Below are 19619 nucleotides of genomic sequence, written 5' to 3' on the forward strand. Positions count from 1 at the left end.
ATGCTTCAATAGGGAGTTTTCAATGGAGGATAATATCCAAAAAAATTGGGTGTTGGGGGAAATATTTCCAAGGCTATACATAAGAATATCAAAAATAAAAATTTGCATTCCATGGTTTTATTTTTGAAAATTCATAAATAACACAGAAAAAATCAATCCAATTTAATAAAAAAAAACAATGGTTAACAACTTTTTAACCCAATGCTTGTTTTTTTAGATTTAATTTTCCAAAAATTAAAAATATATTAAAGGATTCTGAATTTAAGTTTGCATATTTAAAACTTTGTTCAAAAACAAGTCAAAAATTTATTGTATCTTTGCAAAAATTTTAAAATAGTTAATGAATTTATTTACGGAAACCAATTTAAGTCCTGATATCCTTAAGGCAATTGGCGAACTGGGCTACGAAAGCCCAACAGAAATCCAAAAACAGACTATCCCTTTTATTCTTTCAGATATTCGCGATTTGATCGCACTTGCGCAGACAGGGACAGGCAAAACAGCAGCGTTTTCGCTTCCGATTTTGGATATGATTGACGATACGAGTCGCAAAATCCAACTATTGGTGCTTTGTCCGACACGGGAATTATGTCTTCAGATTTCGAAGGACATAAAGAATTACTCTAAGTATATGAAAGACATCAAAACTACTGCGGTTTATGGTGGAAGTAGTATTGTAGAGCAAATGAGATCTTTAAAGGACAAACCACAGATTATTGTGGGGACGCCTGGTAGAGTAATTGATCTTATCAACAGAAAAGCACTTGACTTTTCTGCTATTCATTGGTTAGTATTAGACGAAGCTGATGAAATGCTTTCTATGGGATTCAAAGATGAATTGGAAACCATTTTGAGCGAAACACCGGAAACAAAACAAACTTTCTTATTCTCGGCTACGATGAATAAAGAGGTGGAAAGAATTTCCAAAAACTATCTTACTAAACCACACCGTATTTCAGTAGGTTCTATCAACGAAGTGAAAAAGAACATTACTCACGAATATTATGTGGTAGGGTACCGCCAGAAAAAAGAGGCGTTGAAGAGATTAATCGATGCAAATCCTAATCAGTATTCTATTATCTTCTGTAGAACGAGAATGGAAACTCAGGAAGTTGCAGATTTCCTGATGCAGAATGGGTATGCAGCTGATGCTCTTCACGGAGACCTTTCTCAGGCGCAAAGAGATACGGTAATGAAGAAATTCAGATTGAAAAACATTGATATCCTTGTAGCGACAGACGTTGCAGCAAGAGGATTGGATGTAAACTCTCTTACTCACGTTATTCATTTCTCTTTACCTGATGATCCTGAAGTATTTGTTCACAGAAGTGGCAGAACAGGTAGAGCAGGAAAAGACGGTATTTCAATGGCTTTAATCAAGCCTGAGGAAAGCAGAAAACTAAAACAAATTAAATCTGCAACTAAAATTGAGATCAACGAGAGATTCATTCCGACAGGTGAAGATATTATCAAAGCTCAGGTAGGAGGTGTTTTTGAAAAACTATTCACAGAGCACGAAGATCTTTTCGAATTTGATGATAGCTTGATTCCTGATTTAAGTAAATTCACAAAAGAAGAACTTGTACACCAGTTGTTGCAGTTCCAATTGAAAGACCTTGCTTTATATTACAAAGATAAACATGATCTTGCTGAGCAGAAATTGAGCAGTAGAGATGATGATTATTCAAGAAGAGATCGTGGACGTGATAGAGACCGTGACAGAGGTAGAGATCGTGACAGAGGAGATCGCGGAAGAGATAGAGATCGTGGTGGGAAACCAAGAAGAAGAGATGAAAACATGGTAAGATTCTTCTTTAACCTTGGTAAAAAAGACCATTTGAAAAAGCTTGACGTTTTAGATATTATCAATAAAGCTACCGGTGACGGAAAAAGCAAGAAAAGAGCTGAAATCGGCGATATTGAAATCTTAGAGAAATTCTCTTTCTTCGAAGTTGAAAAATCATTTAAAGACAATGTCCTTAGCAATATTCAGTCAATGAAATTCAAAGGAAAAGATATGAGGGCTGAAGTGGCAAACTAACCCCTTGTTAATACCATATAAAACCGGCAGTAATGTCGGTTTTTTTATTTGATAATCAGGAGGTAAGCGAATGTTAACAAAACTTAATGTTATATAGTTTCACGTGCAATCCTTTTTTAGGAAATTTGCACACGAATTATAAATACTAAAAAATGGGAATTGGTAATATTTTCCACGCTTTTCAACCAAAAGATAAAATCTTCTTTGTACTTTTTGAAAAAGTAACTGAAAATCTAGTTGCAATGTCTGAAGAATTCAACGCAGGAATTAAAGATTTCGATCTTAATGATGATTCTATGCTGAAGAAAATGAGCGACTTTGAACATAAAAATGATGAACTTACACATGAAATTTTCATAGAGCTAGGAAAAAACTTCATTACACCTTTTGACCGTGAAGATATTCACACTTTAGCAACAGGTTTGGATGATATCGCTGATTATATCTACGCTTCTACAAAATATATTTTCTTATACAAATCTCCGGAGATGAAGGCCTATTCAGACTTCTCTTTACTGATCCACAAAGCATGTCTTGAAATTCAGAATGCAATGAAAAACCTAAAAGGGTTCAAAAATATGGAGCAGGTAAAAGAAGCTTGTATCAAAGTAAACTCTATTGAAAATATTGCAGATGACTTGCTTTCCAACTCAATGGTAGAATTATTTGAAACTAATGATGCCATCAATATCATCAAAGTTTCCTCTGTATTAAACTATCTTGAAATTGTAACTGATAAAGCAGAAGATGTTGCCAACACGATTGAGAACATCATGATTAAATACGCCTAATACATAGCAAAAAATGGAATTTCCGATTTTACTTGTAGTTATTATTGCGTTGGCACTTATTTTCGATTATATCAATGGTTTCCATGATGCTGCCAACTCAATTGCGACTATCGTTTCTACAAAAGTTTTAACTCCATTCCAGGCTGTACTATGGGCAGCACTTTGGAATTTCGCAGCTTTCTTCATTGCTGCTTATATTATTGGAGAATTTAAAATTGGTAATACAATTGCCAAAACAGTTAATGAGAATTTTATTACTCTTGAAGTTATATTTTCCGGTCTTATAGCTGCAATTGCCTGGAATCTTCTGACCTGGTGGTTTGGGATCCCTTCGTCTTCATCACATACGCTGATTGGAGGTTTCTTAGGGGCTGCTCTTATGCATGCTTTCATGATGGATTATCATGACGTGGCTGCCGCACAGCCGGAGCTTGGGATGTGGGACACTATTAAAGAAGCTTTCAATCAGGTAACCCATCAGGGAGTAGTAAAATTTGATAAAGTTATTCCTATCTTCCTGTTCATTTTTATGGCACCAATTATAGGGATGGTTATTTCAATCATTATTACACTAATTATTGTACACCTTTATAAAAAATCAAACCCGCACAAAGCAGATAAATCTTTCAAAAGATTGCAGTTGGTTTCCTCAGCACTATTTAGCTTAGGACATGGTTTGAATGATGCTCAGAAAGTAATGGGGATCATTGGAGCGGCGGTAATTTATTATCACGTTAATATGCTTCAGGATGCACAATATTTGAATATCCCTTCAGCAGGGCGTTTTGATTATTTCGCACAACATTATATTTGGGTTCCTTTAGTATCATTTATCGCAATTGCTCTAGGTACTATGAGTGGCGGTTGGAAGATCATCAAAACAATGGGTACTAAGATTACAAAAGTAACTTCTTTAGAAGGAGTAAGTGCCGAAACTGCAGGAGCAATCACATTATTCATCACAGACCACTTCGGTATTCCTGTATCTACAACACATACAATTACAGGTTCTATCATCGGGGTTGGATTGACGAAGAGGGTATCAGCGGTAAGATGGGGAATTACAGTAAGCCTGCTTTGGGCATGGGTACTCACAATTCCGATTTCAGCTATTGTGGCGGCAATCACTTACCTTTTAGTAACCTTCATTTCTTAATGATAAAAATGATAAATTATCATACAAACTTTGTCCATTAGGGCAAAGTTTTTTGTTTTTATAGAAACAGACAGTATTGAAAAGTATTTTCTGTAATCACTAATGCCTCATAATTATTTTAATTTCCGAGTCGTTGTTTATTGTAAAAAAATCTTATTGTTTATTTCCATGAAAATCTGAAATTTGTACAATCCTTTGAAATGCTTTCTGGGGGGAGTAATTATACTTTTACAGAGTCTATTTCTATCTTAAAAAAATCAGAAAGAAATTGGTTTAAAAGAAATATTGCAAATATTGGTCATAGGCCTCAATTAAGTTAGATTATGAAAATATTTATTTTTTTTAGTTTTTTAATTTTAGTTTCTTCATGTGGAGAACCTGATTGTAATGATGTGAAAAAAGCTTATTATCCTGATGAATACAATTTGATTGTGGGAGAATCAAATATAGATAACTTATGGATAAAAATTACAGGTTATGATCCCATAACCCATGAAAAGTCTAATATTATGGTACATAATAACTGGATTGTAGATCATAACGAAGTTGAAGTTGGAGATACAATAATGAAGAGAAATGGAAATCTGGAACTTACCATTTTACCATTCATAAAAAGGATACCGTTATAAGACATGATTGGTATTGTAAAGGAAAGCCATACAAGTAATTTTCATCAGTAATAAGATTGATCACTTAAAAAATAAAGGACTCATTACAATGACTAAATGATTTTTTTTACATACAAACTTTGTCTGTTCGGGCAAAGTTTTTTGTTTCTATAAATGATTTAATTCATAAACACTATTTTTTCTGATGATAATTAGATTTTTATTTACTAAATAATAGTTTTCTTGTTTAAAAAATGGCCTTATTTTTAGTGGTAATGTATTGTACGTTCTCCCTCGGATATGTTTTTTTAATGTTTATTAATAAGGTAAATAGATCTGTAATTTGCAATAGTTTTTTTATTATCTTTGAAATTAGAAGTATAACTTACACCCGATTAACGATGTGTCTGATGCTTGTACTTCAAAATAAAAAAAACTGGTGGAAGAAAGCAAAATGCTTATATCTTAATAAAAAATATTGAGATCTGTAGCTATAAATTCAAAGCTTTTTCCCACTCAAAAATAACCATGTATGCAAAAAAAATTACTCTCAATGTTATCTCTATTGATAGGTTTTTTTGGCTATTCACAAACTGAAGTTTACTTCAAATATGATGAAGCCGGAAACCAACGATACAGAGGAACAAATGTTGCTGGAAAAAAGGCAACAGAAAGCGCCCTAAAAGAAATCAAATTACAGGAGCCGCAAAAAACGGAACCCGTTACCAAACAACCTTCAACCATTGATGAAAAAGCCTTCTGGAAACAGGTCAGGCTTTACCCTGTTCCGGTAAATGACTATTTGACCATTGACTGGACGGAAGAAGTTGATAATCTGATTGAATCTGTCTCGCTTTATCAACATAGTACTGTTCATTGGAAATTCCAGCAGCAGAATATACCAGGATTAAATCGTCAGGTGAAAATCAATATGACAGGCTATGACTGGGGTGTTTACATCCTACGCTTTACGTTAAAAGACGGAAGAGTCTTTGGTAGAAATGTAACCAAAAGATAGGGCATAGGATAATAAATTTAAAAATTGAAGCATTGAAAGAATTAAAATTACTTTTTTCTCTGCATTCAACTTTATGACCTATCATTCATTAATTATCACTAACACAAATACCTAATAATATATGAAATTTATTTCATCTTTTATACTATCCTTATGTTCTGTGGCGGGATTTTCGCAAACCATACTTTATCAGGCAGAAACTACATCCCGAACAGTTCAGGATCCGCAGAGTATAATATTTGCACAAGGTTTTTCTGCTAAATCAAGCAGCTCTAATCCATTTATTGCTAAGATCGGGCCATCGACTGACAACCCGGGTGGTGGGCCAGCAGATTCAAATGCCGGCGCTAATAATCCAGGTGGTACCACTGCTCCACAAGGGCAGAGTTTTCATGATACGAAAGGGAATATTGACGTCAATGTATCCGGACAACTACAATTTACCGTACCAGTTGCTTTACCTCCGGGAGTAAAAAGCGTAGCTCCACAAATTAATCTGGTGTATACAAGTGGTTCCGGAAACGGGATCGCAGGATATGGCTGGAACTTAGCCGGGATCACATCGATAGCCAGAATCGGAAAAACCATTGAAAAAGATGGAGAACTTAAAGGAATTCAATTAGATTATTCTGATTATTATACCTTCAATGGTCAAAGACTAATCCTGAAATCCGGTGAGTATGGAAAAGACAATGCTGAATATATAACGGAAAGATTCTCCAATGCCAGAATAAAATCAAAAGGAGCTATTACCGGACAGGCATGGCAGGGTCCGGAGTATTGGGAAGTGACTTTTGAAGACGGATCTCAAGCCTGGTATGGGGCCATAGCCTCAGGAACAAGCCAGGCAAGAACCCCGATAGAATATAATATCGTAAAATGGAAAGATAACAAAGGGAATTATATTACTTATAACTATACTCAAACTAGTAATACAGCTACTATTAACACCATCCAATGGGGCGGAAATGAAACACTGGGGAAAGCCCATTACAACCAGATTAACTTTTACTACGCTCCCAGAAATATCCAGGAATCATCTTATGTGAAAGGGGTGCCATTCTTACAGAGTAAAATATTAACTACGGTAAGAGTTAACGCAGGAAGTAGTACCTTCAAAAGCTATTCTATGAACTATTCCGTGGAAACGGTCAATAGTGATCCCAATAACAGGGTTAACTATCAGTTTGTAAAAAGCGTAACGGAAGGTAACAGTATAGGAGATGCAGCCAATCCGGTTACCTTTACCGCAAAACCATTAACTACCACGAGCAGTGAAAGTAATTTTGCTGATTATAATAATATTGTGACGACCGGAGATTATAATGGAGATGGATTGGTTGATTTTATCGTAATGCAGCCTGCTCAGAATGGCAGACCTGATGGATATTATATTTATTTCGATGCTATCAACAGCAGCAGCCCTTCTTTTGTTTATTTGGGCGCTTCAACTACTTTCTGGCCTAGCAGCAGTTTCACCACTTTTAATATAAAATCAGCAGACAATTATATTAAAACGAAACAAGGGCTTATTATTTCCAAAGCAAACTCAAGCTCTAATCCTCCCTCTACGGGAAATATAGAATTAAAATATTACTCTATAAAAAGTGATGCTTCTGTTTTAAATACCTATAATAACCCTCTTGTATTAGAATATTCTAAAACGATAGCCAGCAATACCTATGAGTTTGGTAATGGTATATATCCACCTGATCCGGATCCTGAGTATGAGTATGGAAGCAACAGATCAAGCCTTGTCACCTTAAAAGAAGCAGATATCGACTCCGATGGAATGTCTGAATTGGTGATGGGAATAGAAGATCGTAAGTGCAAATATGTAGTGATTGTTCCAGATCCGCCTAAAGGAAGATGGCAATGTAAAACAGTAGGGAGCAGATATATAGTTGTGGACAATGATGACATACAAAACAATACAATCCATATTATCCCGGGTACCACACCTAAAAATATCCTTAGTAAAGGGGGAATTATGGACTTTGACAATGATGGAACTCAGGATGTCGTTTTTGTAGAGCCTACCGGTGTAAATACGGATGTCACCTTTTTTACCAAAGAGTACATGAACGAGAATGGCTCTTCAGCTACCAGAACCGTTAATACTCCGCTAAATAGTGTTAGACAATATGAACTGAAAAAGCAAAACAATACCTATGTTCTCAATCTAAAAAATTTGCATACCGTAAAAGGATTGATAGATGGGCTACAATTTGGAGATCTGAATGGGGACAGAAATATTGAAATGCTTTTGCCATTGCATGAGAATGCAACCAACGATATCTATATGACAGGATGGTCTATCTATTTAAATACCGGCCTGTCTCTATCTGAAAGTGTTCAGGGGCTGATGTATTACAAAAAGGTATCTCAGAACCCTACCTCTCTCGTCAACTATTCTCAACCAGGATTGATTGATTTGGATAATGATGGGAAAAGTGACCTTGTCAATTCTACAATAATATTTGCAGCTAATAATAATCAGCTGTCTACATGGTCTATTGATAATTATGCAGAACCATATTATAATGCTGCTGATACAGAATTTAAATGGCGTTTCACCAGAAAACGTATTTATTATTCGCAGCGAGCTAAAGTAGTGGTAAGCCCGCTATTTGGTGATTTCAGAGTAAACAATAAATCTTCTAAAATATTATTTTTATTGAAAGGTGTTGATAATGGGGAAAGAAAACTGATCAGTTACCAACATTATAATCTCAATGCTGATAAAAATATTTCAGGTATCTTCCAGGGAGGCCTTCAGTATGATATCGATTATAAAGAACTTGATCCTGTCATCAATCCCAATATATATACTCCGGTAAAAAAGGAATTTTATCCTTATATGGAAATGGATAGATTATCTCAGATGTATGGGGTAAGCCAAATCAGGATGTCAGGCAGAAAGCAGGATTTCAGATATAGAGGATATATTGCTCACTTACAGGGGAAAGGTATAGTAGGCTTCCGTCAAACAGCCCGCTCTTCCTGGTATGCTGATGGGTTTGAAACTACCAAAGTATGGACTGGAAAAGAGATTGATCCTTTAAATGACGGGGTTCCACTAAAAGAATGGTCAATCAGAACCAATAATGAAAATATGATTTTTCCGGGAGATATCTCGGAGGATAATTCACAATTATTAAGTTTTAAATTTACACAATATCAAATCGATAAATTGCTGAACGGACAGGTTGTCACTTCCATATCTAATGCTGATAAACCTAAAATTGTTACTGCACTGCTACCAAAAGAGATCAAAACCAAGGATTTTTTAACAGGTATCACCAGTGTGAATAATATCACTTACGGAGAGTATTACCTTCCTACGCAAAGCATTTACAATGTTAATAACGGCTATGGCATCACGACTTCTACTTTTGAGTATATCCATAATCCGTCTGGCATTGGAGCTGATTATTATATTGGTCGTCCTAAGTCTAAAACTGATATAGGACAAGCCTATGGAGATAACAAATCTGCTAAGGAAGAATATACATACGAAAACAACTTACTGAAAACCCAAAAAACATGGAACAGAGATAATTCCGGATATATACTGGATACCTATATGTATGATGGATTTGGAAATGTTATTCAAAGAATTATCACGAATAGCATAGATTCTCAGAGCCAGACTACGCAGGCAGAATATGATAATAAAGGTAGGTTTGTCGTTAAAAAGACTGATAACCTGGGATTGCAAACCAACATTACTTATAATGATTGGGGGCAAATTTTAACCCAAACTGATCCTCTCAATAATACCCTTATCAATACCTATGATCCATGGGGTAAGCTTGTGAAGGCTAAAACCAATTTACTGGGTACAACAACATATCAGTATGAAAAAGATTATTTTACCAATTTGATTATTACACAATATGATCCGAGTGGAAATATTTCCAAGAAATACACCAATACGCTAGGTCAGGAAATAACTTCTTCAACCAAAGCTTTTGGACAGGGATATTTTGTTTTAAAAGCTACACAATATGATATTTTAGGAAGAAAATCAAAGGAATCTGAACCCTTTTTCGAAGGGCAAGGGGTTAGTGATTGGAATATCATCGAGTATGATGATACTTTTTTCCCGTCTAAAATAAAGGCTACTTCTTTTACAGGAAAACAAATGGAGACCAGCGTTTCAGGGTTAACTACCACAGTGAAAGAACTGAACGGATATGGTAGGGTGACAACTAAAACTGCGGACGCCTTGGGAAATATCGTAACGACTGCCGATAAGGGAGGAACCGTTACATTTTCCTATAATGCTGCAGGAGAACAGATAAAGGCTCAGTATGCCGAAAATATCGTGACTACTAAGTATGATGCATGGGGAAACAAATCGGAATTTAATGATCCTTCCAACGGATTGTATCAATATGAATATGGAGGATTCGGACAACCAAAGAAATTTACCAGCCCGAAAGGTACCAAGGAGTATACTTATAATAATTTGGGACAGCTAATTAATAAAAAAGAAATTTCTACCGTTGATGGTGGGCAGGCAACCAATAAAACTATTTCTTATTCGTATGATGACAAAGGAAAACTGATTTCCAAATCCGGAACGTCCAAAGGGAAGGCATTTGGGTCCAATGTTTCTTATGATCCTCAGGGGCGAATTTTATCTTCTTCGGAAAGCAGCAATGGTAAGTATTTTATCCAGAAAGGCATCACTTATGACGATAAAGGAAGAATAATTTCTTATGAAAAACAGGTATACTCTTCCGGTACTCTTACCAAAGTAAATATAGAAAATGTATACAGTACATGGAATGGTGAGCTTTATCAGATCAAAGATAAAAACTCAGGGAAAATCCTTTGGCAACTTGATGAAGTCAATGTAAAAGGACAGATGTCCAAAGCTAAATTAGGTGTAACACAGGTGAGTAATACTTTTGATGCCAATGGTTTCTTAGTTGGTATCAATCATTCTTCCCAAATAAAGCCAGGCATTCTACAGCTTTCCTATTCATTTGATGCCATCAGAAATGAGTTGAAAAGCAGAACAACGGGAGGTGACTTTAATATTGTTGAGGCTTTTGATTACGATGATAACAATAGATTAGTCAATTGGACAGATCCGGTAACAGGAGTAAAACCTGCGGCTTACAGAAATGTTTATGATGTTAAGGGCAGAATCATCCAAAATGATCAGGTTGGAACGATTAAGTTTGAGAATTCTGCCAAAATTTATCAGGCAACAGGAATGACCTTAAATGCTGCCGGAACTCAAAATTACAACAATGATCTCATCCAGACTATTGTGTATAATGAAAACAATGATCCTGTATTCATTGATGGAGAAAAGGGCGATGTAGCCTTCCAATATGGATTAACAGCAATGAGGCAGAGGGTTACTTACGGAGGAAACTTCTCTGCAGAAGCTGACGGTAAATTTACCAAATTCTATAACGAAGACGGAAGCTATGAAATCATTACTGATAATACGACAGGAAAAGAAAAACATATACTGTATATTGGTGGGAATCCTTACGAAAGCAATATTATCTTTGTGAAGAATTATACGGAGGCTAACGGATCTTATAAATTTTTGCATAAAGATTATTTGGGAAGTATCTTAGCGGTGAGTGATGAAGCAGGAAATAAGCTGGAGCAAAGACATTTTGATGCATGGGGGAACTTTACTCATTTACAAATAGGAAACGGAGCCATTGTAACGGATAAAGCAACCATCCTCAGCCTGTCGAACGATCTTATGATTGGTCGTGGCTATACCAGCCATGAACATTTTGGAGAGGTAGGAATTATTCACATGAATGGAAGACTATATGATCCGTTATTAAGAAGATTTTTAAATGCTGATGAGAATATTCAGGATCCTACCAATACCCAAAATTATAATAAATATGGGTACGTGATGAATAATCCATTGATGTATAACGATCCAAATGGAGAGTTTGTTTTTGCTATTTTTGCAGCCTTACCTGTCTTCTGGGGAACAGTCGCTACAGCAGCAGTTATTGGGGCAGCAATAGGAGCAGTTTCTTATATCATAAGTGCTTCTTTTTCCAGTAACTGGAGTTGGGGCGGATTCTTGAAATCCATAACCTTCGGAGCAATAAGCGGAGCCGTGACAGCAGGAATAGGAGGAATTTTTACTACTGCAGCAAGTGGATATACCGCCGCTACACAATTTGCAGGGACGACGTTAGGTGTTTTAGCACAAGCAGGAGCGCATGCAGTAGCTCAGGGTGCCTTATCTTTAATGCAGGGATACAATTTTGGACAAGCATTTTTATCAGGAGCCTTAGGAAGTTTAGGAGCAAGTGCGTTTGGAGCTATCGCCAAAGGAGCTGCTGGTTCTGCTATAGGACAGATTAGTTTTGGAGCTTTTGCTGGGGGTGTGGGTTCAGCTTTATCAGGAGGAAATTTCTGGCAGGGAGCTCTGATAGGAGGAACTGTAGCAGGACTGAATCATGCGCTGCATACAATGGCTGCAATGTCAGAGTATAAAGAAAAACTAAACCAATTTTTAATAGATAATAAAGTAAATCCAAAAGATAAGGCAAATCAAACAACTTTAAATGCCTATAAGACCATATTTAAAGAATATTGGGATAATAGTGCACAATGGGCAGAATTTGCTGACGCCAATACTATCGCTGAATGGGAAAAAGGTGATAATGCAAAACTAACGATTACTGCAGACCGTAAATTATACTCTGGTGGAAAACATCCTGCATGGGGAATTACAAATGCCGAAGGAAAAGTTATATTGGCTCCAGGACTGACTTCAAAGTCTAATTATAAACTGGCCACAGTATTTATACATGAAATGAGACACTCTATTGATTATGTTTCAGGATTCTATAAAACATTTTGGAAGCTTCCTAGCATTACTGATATTATGGAATATAGAGCCTATTTTGAAGAATATAAATGGACAGGAGTTATGGATTCAACAGGTATTGATCATAAAGTGAAAATGGGTTTTGTACCATCATTTTTGCTTATTAAATAAACATAAAATGAAAAGAACTTGTATATTGATTGCAACATGTATTTACAGTTTTTATTTGTCTCAGATAAAGGTAAATACTAGAAGTGATCTGGAAATTATTTTACTAGATTCCAGTGTGTCAATGCAAAGATATTTGGACGGAGCTAATCCCTATACATATAAAATCATTAATCATACAGATGATAATTATATTATAGATCCCCAGGGATTTAATGGTAAAACATATGTGTACGAAAATAATGAATTGTATGATGTTCCAGAAAAAATGATCCCGAAAGGCTATTATTCAAGAGATCTGGAGGATTGCAAAGCCGATTTATTATTAGTAAACAAAAGAGATTCTTTGACAGTGCAACTTGAAATTTTAAATATAGATTTTTACTATAAGATCAAAAAAACGGAAAAATATGATTTAGAAATTCAATCTAAGCATAATGAATATACTGCAACTCTATTAGGTTGTTCAAAATATATAAAAGATCTTAAACGTAAAGGTTATAAAATTTTTGATGACAAAATCAATATTAAAATACCATTAGAGCCATAAAAGGTATTGTCAAAATTTTTTAAATTTTATATTGCACAGAGATGATCAGATATTCAAATCTCATGCACTAAAAATAGTATTACAGAAGATTACGTAAAACAATCTGACAGAGTACATATTGTTACAAATTGAAACAAAGCCATCTTATGATTATCATGAGGTGGCTTTGTGTATACATATATATATATCATATAACTTGGTGCTGTTTTATGATTGATATTCAAAAAAATCACTTACCATAGCCATCCATTATGTCAAAAGGAATCAAGTAACTTTTACCAAAAAGAGTTTGCGTTTTTACTTTCTTACCTTTTTAAAAATCGTATTTTTGTTCAAATTATAAGATTTTATGGAATTTTTAGACAGATACCAGCAACTTGTTGGAGACGCAATCAATAAGTATACTTTTAAAGATAAACCCAGAGAGCTCTATGAGCCGATGAATTACATCATTTCCCATGGTGGAAAGCGTCTTCGCCCTATTATGGTATTGATGGCTTGTGATCTGTTTGGGGGAGACCTTAAAGAAGCTATAAAGCCGGCGCTGGCTATTGAGTTTTTCCATAATTTCACCCTGATCCATGATGATATTATGGATGAGGCTCCTTTAAGGAGAAATAAACCTACCATTCATACTCTGCACGGGATTAATGTTGGGATTCTTTCAGGAGACGGACTGATGTTGAAGGCATATAAATTCTTCGAAGATCTTGAGCCGGAAATCTTCAAGGCCTGCATCCGGATTTTTACACACACAGGTCTTTTATTGTGTGAAGGGCAGCAATATGATATCAACTTTGAAACTCAGAAGGATGTAACTTTTGATGACTATATCCGAATGATTACCTACAAAACCGGAGTGTTGAGTGCTTCTTCTTTCGAAATAGGAGCCTTGATAGCGAGAGCTGATTTTAAAGATGCAAAAGCAATTTTCAACTTTGGAAAACATATCGGAATAGCCTTCCAGATTATGGATGATTATCTCGATGTTTTCGGAGATCAGGCCCAGTTTGGAAAGAAACATGCCGGGGATATCTATGAAAATAAAAAAACAGTTTTATATCTGCTGGCAAGAGAACATGCAACAGATGAAGAAAGAAAGGAGCTGGACTACTGGTATTCTAAAAAAACTGAAAATATTGACAAGGTATACGGCGTAGAAAAGATTTTCAGAAGAACGAAAGTTGATGAAAAAGCACTCCGTCTTATTGAAAAGCATAACGAAATAGGACAAAGCTATCTTGAAAAAATTGATATTCCAGAAGAAAAGAAAAAACCGTTTATCGAACTGGCAAATTATTTGTTGAGAAGAGAAAGTTAATCTAGGGAGCAGAGGGCAGGTCGCAGGTAACTCCTGCAACCTATTTCCAGCCACCTAATACCTGTACAATGAAATTCAGAACAGAAGTTGATATTCCCAAATCAGAACAGAAGATTGAAATTGAAGATAAAATATTTTCAATAGGTTCATGTTTTGCCTCTGAAATGACTGATTTGCTTCAACAAGGGCAACTTCAAACTCTTAATAATCCTTTTGGAACTATTTTTAATCCTTACTCAATTCATCATGAAGTAAAGATTCTTCATGACTCTGCATTTTATGAGGAGGAAGATTTAATTACTTATAACGACGAATATATTTCCCTCGATCATCACACAAGTTTTGATACGAGATATATTCATCAGACATTAGATAAAATTAATGGTGCTATCGTAGCAGGAAACGCTTTTCTTCAGGAGGCAGACTGGGTGATTGTTACCTATGGAAGTTCGTTCATTTATGAGTTTATCCCCAAAAAAAAGCTGGTGGCCAATTGCCATAAGATCCCACAGAAGTTTTTTGAGAAAAGACTGCTTTCACATCAGGAACTTACTGCGGCGATTTATAATACCATTCTGGATCTTAAAGACATTTGTAAAGAAGGGGTGCAAATTTTATTTACCGTTTCACCTGTTCGTCATACAAAAGATGGTATGGTCGAAAATCAACTGAGCAAGTCCAAATTAATTACTGCTATTCATGAATCGATTTCTCTGTTTGAAGATTGTCATTATTTACCGGTGTATGAGATTTTGATGGATGATCTGCGGGATTACCGTTTTTACAAAGAAGATATGATCCATCCCAGTACCCAGGCAGTCAACTATATATTTGATAAATTCGGAGATGCTTATTTTTCAAATGAAACCAAAGATTTTATCAAGGAGAATTTTAAAATTATGAAAGCTCTGGAGCATAAGACCAGTGATAAAAAAGATCCTAAGTTTATAGAATTTAAGGAGAAATTAGATCAGAGAATTGAAAGACAACGAGAAAAGGTAAAACATAAAATATTTTAAATGATCGATTTTACCAGGATTGACTATTTGAAAAATGGTAATGAAAGACAAAAAAGAGCTTACGAAGTTCTTAGTAAGCACCGTATTTTTGAGAAATTAAAAGACTATTCCCCCATTTTAGCAGGAACTGTTCCTATTGAAATTGATATTGAAGGAAGTGACCTGGATATTATTTTTGAAGTGGATTTAAGGTTTGAAGAAGACTTTCTGGATGATTTAATGTTGAGCAGATTTATCCCTTACGATGTGGACGTAGAACATCCTGTTGTAAATGGCGAAAGATGTATTACGCTCAATTTTATATTGGAAGGGTTTCCCATTGAAATTTTCGGACAAAATAAGCCTACAACAGAGCAAAACGCCTATCTTCATATGCTTGCTGAGCACAAAATATTACAGGAAAAAGGAGAGAAGTTTAAACAAAAGATAATAGAACTTAAAAAACAGGGGATTAAAACAGAACCGGCATTTGGAATGCTGATGGATCTCGAAAACCCTTATGAAGATCTGTTAAAATTATAAGAAAATGATTGATACACATACGCACCTATACGCAGAAGAGTTTGATGAAGATAGAAGAGAAGCAATACAGAGAGCTTTAGATAAAGGTATTACAGAATTTTATCTTCCTGCTATTGATTCCGAATCACATGAAAAAATGTTGCAACTGGAAAGTGAATATCCCGCGCAGATTTTTTCAATGATGGGACTACATCCGTGTTGTGTAAAGCCGGAGTCCTGGGAAAAAGAACTGGAAATTGTTAAAAATTATCTTGATCAAAGACATTTTCCGGCTATAGGAGAAATCGGGATTGATCTGTACTGGGATAAAACAACTTTAGAGATACAAGTGAAGGCTTTTGAGCAACAAATCGACTGGGCTATAGAGAAAGACCTTCCGATTGTGATCCATACAAGAGAAAGTTTTGATGAAACATTTGAAGTGTTGGAGAGAAAAAAGCATCCAAAACTAAGAGGTATTTTCCATTGTTTTTCCGGAAATCTTGAGCAGGCAAAACATGCCATTGGTTTGAATTTTATCCTGGGAATTGGTGGAGTTGTTACTTTTAAAAATGGAAAGATTGACCAGTTTTTGCATGAAGTCCCTTTAGATAAAATTGTTCTGGAGACAGATTCACCTTACCTGGCTCCGGTTCCTTACAGAGGGAAAAGAAATGAAAGCTCTTATCTTGATCTCGTGGCAGGAAAATTGGTTAATATCTATGGAAAAGATTTTTCAGAGATTGACAGAATTACTACAGAAAATGCGAAAAAACTTTTTGTGACTGTACAATAACAAAATAAAAACCCTTTTCAGACTTGAAAAGGGTTTTTATTTATTTTTTTCTTGTGAAATTTTTATTTTTAGGCTTCTTAAATCCAACGGAAGCGGTAGGCGAAGAAGGCTTCTTTTTATTTCCGTTATTTCTAGGTCCTCTTGGCGGTTGTTTTGCCCCTTGTTCTCCTCCTGCACGAACCGGCTTATTATTGGAATCTCTTTTTTCAGCAACAAGATCATCGGTGTGGAAAGGATGGTCTTTAATCACAGGAATTTTCTTTCCAATAAGTTTTTCTGTATTTTTTAGATTTAAAAGATCCAGGCTATCTACAAAAGAGATAGAGGTTCCTTCAGATCCGGCTCTACCTGTTCTTCCGATTCTGTGTACATAGGTTTCAGAAACATCAGAAAGTTCAAAGTTGATGACAAATTTCAGTTCATCAATATCAATTCCCCTTGCCGCAATATCAGTAGCAACCAGAACTCTTGTTTTCCCTGATTTGAAATTATTCAAAGCGTTTTGTCTTGCATTCTGAGACTTATTCCCGTGGATCGCTTCTGCAGAAATATTATCTTTCTGAAGCTTTCTTGCGATTTTATCCGCCCCATGTTTTGTTCTGGCAAATACCAGTACAGAATCCGCAATATCATTTTTAAGGATATGCGACAGAAGGTTTAGTTTATTTTCTCTTTCAACAAAATAAACTGATTGTTTGATTGTATCTGCAGTAGACGAAACAGGTGTTACTTCTACTTTTACCGGGTTATTCAGTATAGAGTTGGCCAGTTTCTGAATTTCACCAGGCATAGTTGCAGAGAAGAACAGGGTTTGTCTTTTCTGTGGCAAAAGTTTGATGATTCTTTTTACGTCATGTACAAAACCCATATCAAGCATTCTGTCTGCTTCATCAAGAACAAAAATTTCAAGGTTTCTAAGGCTGATGATACCTTGCGCAATAAAATCAAGAAGTCTTCCCGGAGTTGCTACCAGAATATCCACTCCTCTTTTCAGAGCAGCTTCCTGATTTCCTTGTTTTACTCCACCGAAAATAACAAGTTGTTTTAAAGGAAGGTATTTTCCGTACGCATTGATATTTTCTTCAATCTGAATGGCCAATTCTCTTGTAGGAGTAAGAATTAAAGCCTTTATATGATTGTTCGAAATTTTATTTTTAGATAAATTCTGTAAAATAGGAATAGAAAAAGCGGCAGTTTTACCTGTCCCGGTTTGAGCACATCCCAGAAAATCTCTGCCCTGTAAAATATCAGGAATAGATCTTTCCTGAATAGGGGTTGGATTAGTATATCCTTGTTCCTGGATTGCCTTAGCAATAGGTTCTATTAAGTTTAAGTCTGTAAAATTCAAATGAATTATTTTAAAATTTAAATAAAAAATTCCTTCAGTCTGAAAGAATTACATTTTGCAAAGGTACTCTAAATATTTTAAAGAATTTTGACCAGACTTTGTCTTGTCTAAGATATTTATAATTAATGGTTTGTGTTTCAATTGATGTCGTGTTTCTTTTAATTAGTCTTTAATAAAAAAATAAAGAGTTTTAAAACTTTATAATCTTTTAATGTAATTAAGTAAAAAATATCATGGTTATAATGTATATTTGGCTTAGAACTAAAAATAAACCATGAAAAAAATCATCATTCTCCTTGCTGCCGTATCCGGTATGCATGCTAACGCTCAATCCTGGAATCTTACCGGAAATTCAGGAACAGTTCCCGGAACGAACTTTATCGGAACTACAGACAATCAACCCCTTGTTTTTAAAGCAAATAACACAGAATTAATGAAGATTACCCCCAAGGGAAGAATCATTTTTCAGAATATGGATACCAACTTAGGATGGGATACCAACTTATTCTTAGGCGGAGGTAATGAAATTGCTACGGGAAAAGCCAATACTTCTGTAGGAATGGGCTCACTTATCAATGACACTACTGGTGGTGCAAATACTGCTGTGGGATCCAATTCGGGGAGAGCCATTACAACTGGAGCTTCCAATACAGCCATAGGAAGCAATTCCATGATAAATGGGAACGTAGGAAACGGTAATACAGGAGTAGGGGCAAATTCTCTGGGAGGATTAGGATCCATGGCGGAAAATACAGCGTTAGGAACCGCTGCATTGGGAGGCTATAGTGCTGTTGCTACTGATAATATTACGGAGAATACAGCTGTTGGAGCCGGATCGTTAACATATCTAAGGAATGGAAGCAGGAATATTTCCATCGGGAAAAGGGCAATGAGAACTTTTACCACGGGAAATGATAATATTGTCATTGGAACTCATGCCGCTGAAATGGTGATTGAAGGCAATCAAAATATTTTTATAGGTTCCAGAGTACAAGCTAACGCGGCATCTGTAGATAATCAACTGAATATCGGAAACTGGATTATTGGAAACAATGGAACCATAGGTATCGGGCAATTTGCCACTCAGTTACCTGCTGACGGTATTTCTTCAGACGGAATTAAATATAAATTATTTGTAAAGGACGGAATCAGAACCGAAAAAGTAAAGGTGGATATTGCTGCTAACAACGGATGGGCAGATTATGTCTTCGCAAAAGATTATCAACTAATGCCATTGAACGATCTTGCAAAATTCATCGATAAAAATGGACATTTGCCTGAAGTTCCTACTACAGAAGAGGCTATTAAAAATGGCATTGAATTAAAGGAAATGAATATTTTACTTTTAAAGAAAGTAGAAGAACTTACCTTACATCTCATTGATCAAAATAAAGAGTTAAAAACTCAGAAAGAAGAAATTGAAGCATTGAAAAGTAAAGTCAATTCATTATAATAATCAAAACTTTT

At 35.5% G+C, this 19619-nt stretch carries 13 protein-coding genes; 12 read left to right on the top strand and 1 reads right to left on the bottom strand.

What is annotated here, in order from left to right; genetic code table 11:
• The first annotated feature begins 340 nt into the window (after positions 1-340).
• The 11 genes from C1631_RS12335 (at position 341) to C1631_RS12385 (ending at position 16804) form a co-directional block, all read left to right on the top strand.
• Positions 341-2041: a DEAD/DEAH box helicase gene (locus C1631_RS12335; protein WP_109712445.1), complete on the top strand. Its 1701-nt coding sequence runs from the start codon at positions 341-343 to the stop codon at positions 2039-2041.
• A 152-nt stretch (positions 2042-2193) separates the two neighbouring features.
• Positions 2194-2832: a DUF47 domain-containing protein gene (locus C1631_RS12340; protein WP_103248424.1), complete on the top strand. Its 639-nt coding sequence runs from the start codon at positions 2194-2196 to the stop codon at positions 2830-2832.
• 13 nt (positions 2833-2845) lie between these two features.
• A complete protein-coding gene (locus tag C1631_RS12345) occupies positions 2846-3988 on the top strand; it encodes an inorganic phosphate transporter (protein WP_109712447.1) in 1143 nt (380 codons plus the stop codon).
• A gap of 323 nt (positions 3989-4311) precedes the next feature.
• Positions 4312-4617: a hypothetical protein gene (locus C1631_RS12350; RefSeq protein ID WP_103248422.1), complete on the top strand. Its 306-nt coding sequence runs from the start codon at positions 4312-4314 to the stop codon at positions 4615-4617.
• Between the two features lie 511 nt (positions 4618-5128).
• Complete coding sequence (locus tag C1631_RS12355) at positions 5129-5614, top strand: T9SS type A sorting domain-containing protein (protein ID WP_109712449.1); 486 nt, start codon at positions 5129-5131, stop codon at positions 5612-5614.
• A 121-nt stretch (positions 5615-5735) separates the two neighbouring features.
• Positions 5736-12620 carry an RHS repeat-associated core domain-containing protein gene (locus C1631_RS12360; RefSeq protein ID WP_109712450.1) on the top strand — a complete coding sequence of 2295 codons (6885 nt, stop codon included), beginning with the start codon at positions 5736-5738 and terminating at the stop codon, positions 12618-12620.
• A 7-nt stretch (positions 12621-12627) separates the two neighbouring features.
• Positions 12628-13167: a hypothetical protein gene (locus C1631_RS12365; protein WP_103247616.1), complete on the top strand. Its 540-nt coding sequence runs from the start codon at positions 12628-12630 to the stop codon at positions 13165-13167.
• Positions 13168-13516: 349 nt separating this feature from the next.
• Entirely contained in the window at positions 13517-14488 is a 972-nt protein-coding gene (locus C1631_RS12370) for a polyprenyl synthetase family protein (RefSeq protein WP_109712452.1), read from the top strand.
• 68 nt (positions 14489-14556) lie between these two features.
• Positions 14557-15507 (top strand): GSCFA domain-containing protein, encoded by a 951-nt coding sequence (locus C1631_RS12375; RefSeq protein ID WP_109712454.1) that lies wholly within the window; start codon positions 14557-14559, stop codon positions 15505-15507.
• A complete protein-coding gene (locus C1631_RS12380) occupies positions 15508-16029 on the top strand; it encodes a DUF4269 domain-containing protein (RefSeq protein WP_103247619.1) in 522 nt (173 codons plus the stop codon).
• 4 nt (positions 16030-16033) lie between these two features.
• Positions 16034-16804, top strand: coding sequence for a TatD family hydrolase (locus tag C1631_RS12385; protein ID WP_103247620.1), 771 nt, complete (start codon positions 16034-16036; stop codon positions 16802-16804).
• 40 nt (positions 16805-16844) lie between these two features.
• On the opposite strand, the gene C1631_RS12390 is transcribed toward C1631_RS12385, so the two are convergent.
• Positions 16845-18152, bottom strand: a complete 1308-nt coding sequence (locus tag C1631_RS12390; protein ID WP_109712456.1) for a DEAD/DEAH box helicase — start codon at positions 18150-18152, stop codon at positions 16845-16847.
• 274 nt (positions 18153-18426) lie between these two features.
• Here C1631_RS12390 and C1631_RS12395 point away from each other — a divergent pair, with 274 nt between their 5' ends.
• Positions 18427-19605, top strand: a complete 1179-nt coding sequence (locus C1631_RS12395; RefSeq protein WP_103247622.1) for an autotransporter outer membrane beta-barrel domain-containing protein — start codon at positions 18427-18429, stop codon at positions 19603-19605.
• Positions 19606-19619: the final 14 nt, after the last annotated feature.

It is taken from the genome of Chryseobacterium phosphatilyticum (genome assembly GCF_002899825.2).
GTDB lineage: Bacteria > Bacteroidota > Bacteroidia > Flavobacteriales > Weeksellaceae > Chryseobacterium > Chryseobacterium phosphatilyticum.